This is a genomic window from Thermogutta sp., from assembly GCF_014359955.1.
In the GTDB taxonomy this organism is placed as follows: domain Bacteria; phylum Planctomycetota; class Planctomycetia; order Pirellulales; family Thermoguttaceae; genus Thermogutta.
In genome coordinates, this window is sequence record NZ_JACIYL010000213.1 from 1 (window position 1) to 6,044 (window position 6,044).

The window sequence follows — 6,044 nt, forward strand, 5'->3', positions numbered from 1 at the left end:
CATTACACGGCCCGGTTTATCTGGCTATGGCGCTGATGCTGCTCGGCCTGGCGCCCATGGCAGCCCTTCCAGCCGAGTCAGCTTCGGCCGGGAGTGCCACTCCATCCGCTGGTTCCCAGTCGCTCCTGCTTCTTGTGCGGGCGAACCCCGAAACAACACCAGATCGAATCAAGGCAACACTCCTGGCAGGAATCAAGCAGGCAGGCTGCAGCTGCACGTCTATCCAAATCCGCGAGGTGGATCCTCGCGTTATTGATCAACTGGAAGCAACCCTGCGCATGCTCGAGCCAACGAGCAAGGGATGGGTTAATCGGGTGACCAGCAAACTCGAACTGAGAAAAACGGAACTTCAGACGTGGGAAATTCGTCTCCCTGCCCCCACAACCGATTGGATCGAAAAGCTTGAGGTGTGGTATGACCGCGCCCAGGAGTGGGTCTCGTACGAACCTGTGCCACCGGAAAAGGCTCAAATTCCGGGGCTTATCGTTATTTCCGTCCGCAATGGCCTCTATGAATTTCGCCCCGATGAGCAAAAAGGCCGTCCAGCAAAGTACAGAGTCCATTATTCCGGATCCCATTCTCCCAAGGTCGATGAAGGCGACTTTCCACTTGTTGATAAATGCTACGTGATCAACCTCCTCGACTTTGTGGGGGATAAAACGCAGCTTTTCGATGTAGTCAAAGATAAAGATAAAGTAGCCAACCCCTTCACAGACATTCGTGAGCGGACTAACGTCACACTGGTGTTCGGAAGCATCGATGCCCGCAGCGCAACGACGGGGGAAACGGTCGTTGGCACCGACCTGTTTGTGAGTGTCAGTGGTGTTGCCGGGCGGAGTCCTTCCCGCGCCTGGATGCTGTTTCCGCTGACTCAGGAAGAGGCGCAGCGGACAGCCGCCACGATCGACAAGCTGCCTGATCCTTCGGTGGCACTTCCCGAATTTATCCGGAAGAATGCCGCATCCCCTGACCAGGCCGTTTTGGAATTGCCAGGTCCCCGCTGGTTTGAATTGGCTCCAAGTGGCTCAGGATTTGAAGGACGCATCAAACTGGCGCGACGAATCGAAGATCTCGGATCGCTCGTCCAGAAATATCCTAGAATGTATCGCATACTCGTATGGGAATTTGAATATCCGAATAATTCCTCGCGAGAAGCCATTTATGTGGAGGCTCCAGGGGGCGATCGTCTTTATATCATGGAAGAAATGAGCTCCTGGGATCGAATCCTGAAGCAGGCACTCCAGGGAAATCCGTGACTGTATTCTCGGGCAAGATTGTTTCCATCCGTTGCCGAACGGCGAATGCGAATCATCGAAATGGAGGAAGCCGGGCATGAACGGTGAACTGCGTGAGCTTGTGGAAGAGGCATGTCCGCTGGTTCCTGTTAGTCATCGCGCTCGGCTGGTTCAGCAGTTCAATTTAGCCTGGGACCTGGCCGAAGCTGTTCGCCAGTCCTATCCCGAAAGCCGGTTGCCGGAATCGATCAATAAGGCTTTCAGTGCACTGACCCGAATAGGGGAACAGCTTTCCCGACGAACATATTGCGTTGGCTTTCTGGGGCCATTTCAGGCTGGGAAATCGAGCACTTTCAATAATGTCCTCAATGCGACCGATACGGACGACGAGCCCGCCAAAGTAGGTCAGGGATTTCCCACCACGGCCGTCATCACCCGACTGGTCAAGTCCGCCTCGGGGCAGCATCGCGTTCGCCCAGTTTTCCTTTCCACAAGCGAATTTCAGGAAAAACGGCAGTTTCTTCTTCATCTCGTGGGATTCAAGGGAGACGAAAAAGATGAGGTTGTGCTTCAACAGATCCCAGGTATTCTGAGGAACTGGAATAAGGAAGTGCGTACACGGACGGATGCGTCGGGCAATGAAATACCAGTCCGTCGTAAAGATGTCGAGTATCTCGCGTTATTTCTGAAGAGTTATGAACGGTTTCGCTCGCGCATTGCCGATAGCCGCATCGTCCTTGACAATGTACCCTTTTCAGAACGTGCCCGGTACCTGCAACATCCGCCCGACCCCTGGGATCAACAAGATGCGCACGTTACACCCTTACTGCACGAGGTTATTATTGAATATGATACGGACGCTATCCCACCCACGCTTGAACTTCTGGATCTCCCCGGTTACGACGGAGATTGCAGCGTCGACGCCTTTCTGACCGACCAGTTTCTAAAAACGCTCCAGGCGGCCTTTGTCTTTTGCCGAGCCACTGACTTCGGCGGAATCGTTGAAACCATTGTAACGAATCTGCGGCACGTACTGGGGCACGACCTCCGCGGTCGCGTCTGGCTGGTCATCACCCGCTGTGACGATATTAATATTCGCAACGATGCAACGCGTGAAGATCGCAATATCTTTGAACAAATAAAAACCTTTGCCAAAAACAAAGGTATTCCTCAAAACCAGATTATCTTTGTCACCAATGATCTGAGAGGATTCCGTCGCCGGCTGGACGATGAGGCTTTCCGAAAGCGGGTGAACGAACTGATCGATGCTGTCTCCGACGACTGGCCAGATCTGAAACAACAATGGGAGAGCCTCGCACAGGACGGGGGAATCGGTGCCCTGCGACGATTGATTGTTGACCAGGTGGCCAACCAGGTCGGGGAGTCCATAGCGCGTCAGGCCAGCAGCCGACTGCCAGAGCTGTGCGAGATGCTGTATAGCCATCTCCGGGAGTTGGATAACGAGAAACGGCTTGGCGAGTTGCCCGACCGAATCACCAAATGGCGACATCGACTCCTAAATGCCACCATGGTCACTCCCTCTCAGTTTCGGAGTCTCGCGGACCAATTCTACAAGGACCTGGCAACCGCGTGGGACTCCCTCGAGCTTCGCCCCGAACTCGTTGATCACATCGCCAGGGAGGGTGGCAACAATCGCCTGCGTGACGAATTCATGATGCATGCTTATAGGCTGGACGATGCCATCCACAAATTCATGCGAACAAAATGGACGGCAACTGCCTACGCGCCTGTGGTCGAAGACTTCCGCCAGCACGAGCATGCCGATGGGTACTTGCCACTGCCTGGCGTCTGCGACGACGGTGTTGCAGCCTACTTGGAGCAGTGCGCAACTCGCGATCAAGGGGATTTGTCCTGGATAAATGGAAAACTTCCTTCATTCAAGGCGAATAATCCCTTTGATGATTTGCCCGAGCACTCGGCCCCTATTTACACGGGCAGGGAGTATCTGGAGGTTATGCGTCGCAAAATGCAGGTTGTCTCGCAGCAGATAGCAATTCTGCTCACCCTGCGCGTTCGCCAGAGAGTGAGCGATTTACTGGAACAGATCCGCCAGTATGCGCTGGATTTGTTTAATCGCAGGGACATCTCTCTGCCCAACGACTGGTCTCAAATGATGGCCGATTTTGAAAAGCGTATATCTGAAATCGTTCGCGGTTGATCTATCATTGTCAGATCACTCCCATTTTGTGTCAGAGCGGCCACGTATGGATGATGATATTCAACTGACCATCTCCGATGTGTACTGGGGAACCGGACCGGCTTATTATGAATTTGCTACCCCGCGACTGAAAGAATGGTTTTCGGATCCCATACGGGGTTCTCTTTTCGACATTCCAGAGGGGGTCCTGGCTTTCGTGTGGCCCAGCACCTTGCCTTACCTCAGCATCAGAGGCGCTGAGGTGATCCATCCAGCGGATCGGCAGGGGAAACCGCCTTCTAAAACCCCTTTTGAAAGAGACCGAAACAAAGTTCTTGAGTTACTTCGTAACCACACGGGGTCAAGCCTCGGACTGCGTACCAGCGCGCCGCTCATTGGCGCGAGTGTGAGCCCCGAAGATTCCGTGAAAATGGCGTTGGTTGTCGATACCAACTATCCCGCAATATTGCACTATCTGAATCGCCAGGATGAAAACCTACCTGACCTGTCTCCTATTGTTCACTGTTATCTGATTTTTTGCAGGAGGGACGAACAGAAAAAAGAACCGGTGCAACTTAGAAAGCGCATTCGGCTTACACTGAAACCTGCCGAGTATGCGAGGCCATTCGGCGGAGTTGTCGCGGTCGATCTGGGAAACACCAATACGACGGTGGCGGCCGTCAGCGTCGACCAGGAACCCCGGGCGAGCCGTGTCCTGATCTGCCCGGAAATCATGTATGGAGAGGTTAATCCACAATCATACTCGTTTGCGAGATCCGCCAATTTTGTGCCGTCAGTTCTCCGCATTTACAGTGTGACCGATATAACCAGTCCGGCCGCTCAAAAATGGGCGGAAGATTTAGGCTTCCTTGATCCTGCAGGAGTGCAGGAGATGGCCGAAGGGTATGCGTTTGCGATTGGAGACGCGGCGCAACCATGGCTGCCTTCTTCGGATGGATTGATCGTCAGCCCCAAGCGGCAGCTCACAATTGACAAAACGGCAGGAGCCATTTCTGTAAGAGTGCGACTTGATGATTCTGTACCTCCACAGGCCCACTTGGAGAGGCCAGCCGACTATCAAGTCGAGCTGCCGCCGCAACGACCGGCCGAGCTATTTGTCTGCCGACTCTTTCAGATTTTCAAAAATCTCCAGCGCGCCTATCCCAGGCGGATCGTTGTGACTTACCCGACAAGCTACATGAAGTCGGAACTCATTCGGGTTGTCAATACAATATACAACGCCTGGAGGCTCGCCGAACGATTCAACCCGTCAGGGCACGCGAGTCGGGAGGAAGTGATTCCCCTGGCACTGGACGAAGCGACGGCCGCGGCGTTTTTCTATCTGGCGCATTTTGTCCTCGAGGGACCGGGGGGACTTCATACATTTCGCTGGCTCTACCCGGAGGGGTTTTATTTGCTCGTCTATGATTGTGGCGGGGCCACGACCGACATTTCCCTGGTCCGTGCCGCAAGTGCCGAAAGAGGGAGCTTGACATTCGAGGTTCTGGGACGGACGGGACTTCGTGATTTCGGTGGCGATGATATTACCGTCGCTGTTTATTTGTTACTCAAGGCTAAACTGGCCCAGGCATTGGCCAAGCGATTCGGAGGAACACTGAAACCTTTGCCAACCGTGGCACCTGGATCCGCGAATGACTCAAAGGCTGCCGAGCTTCGCGCCCGCCTCCAGGATGAGGCATTCCTGCGGGATTGCGACAGGTTCGTCCCCACGGATTTCGATCTTCAATCTGCAAGTTCCGATACGGATACCCGCAAGGCGCTCACACTAGCCCTCTGGAATTATGCGCAAGCGGTCAAACACGGTGATAAAGATGCCCCCGCGCCGAAAGAGTGGCTGACGAAGGAGCTTGCCGCCGTCAGTTCTGTCCCAGAAAACGAAGTTAAGAAAATGATAGAAGATTTGTCTGTCACCCAGGCTGAAATCGATGCGTTAGTGCAGCCGTATATCGAAAAAAGCGTCAGAGTCTGTAAAGCTCTACTGCAATCCAAACTCCATTTTCGTGGCGGCCTTGTGGACGACGTCTTCACCATCGGAAACGGTTCTCGCTATCCGCTGGTGAGAAACCTCGTTCGGGAATTCGTTTTGGGAGAAACTACCACCAGCGGCCCTGCAACCGAGGCCGTTGGCTGGTTTGGAAATCTGGATTCTGTCGACATCAAACATGCCGTCGCCAAAGGAGCGGCCCTGGCCCTGGCTATGAAGGAGTCCGCCCTCGGAATCCGGTTCCAATTCGACGAGGGCCTCAGTAACCGATTGCCCTTTACCATCGCCTGGTTTAACGCCGCAACCCGTACTCACATTGAACTCTTTCACGAAGGTGAGTCATACGACACACTGGAGCCGCGAACCATTTATGTGGCCCCTTCCCCCGACGGGAAACCACAGGAATGGATTCGCCTCGAAAACCAGTGGCCGGGCGGCGAATATGAACCGTTCCTGCTGTTTCATTTTCCCGGCGGTGTGCAAGGAGAGGTGCAGATTTCCATCGATCCCGACCAGCACCAGTTTATCGCCCAATGTCAGGACACCGGCGAGCGTGCTGTCGGCCAGCGGGATATAGACCGGTCAGTTTACTTCGCGCCGGTTCAGCGCGGACGGATCCGATTACCAAAACTGCGCGATTAACGCA

3 protein-coding genes are annotated in these 6,044 nt (G+C 54.1%); all 3 read left to right on the plus strand.

Translation table 11 applies throughout. The features are described from left to right. Positions 1–1,256 (plus strand): hypothetical protein (locus H5U08_RS08405; protein ID WP_297032109.1); only part of this gene is annotated, 1,256 nt, incomplete at its 5' end. Positions 1,257–1,332: 76 nt separating this feature from the next. Next, positions 1,333–3,414 (plus strand): hypothetical protein, encoded by a 2,082-nt coding sequence (locus tag H5U08_RS08410; RefSeq protein ID WP_297032112.1) that lies wholly within the window; start codon positions 1,333–1,335, stop codon positions 3,412–3,414. Between the two features lie 46 nt (positions 3,415–3,460). Next, a complete protein-coding gene (locus H5U08_RS08415; protein WP_297032113.1) occupies positions 3,461–6,040 on the plus strand; it encodes a hypothetical protein in 2,580 nt (859 codons plus the stop codon). Positions 6,041–6,044: the final 4 nt, after the last annotated feature.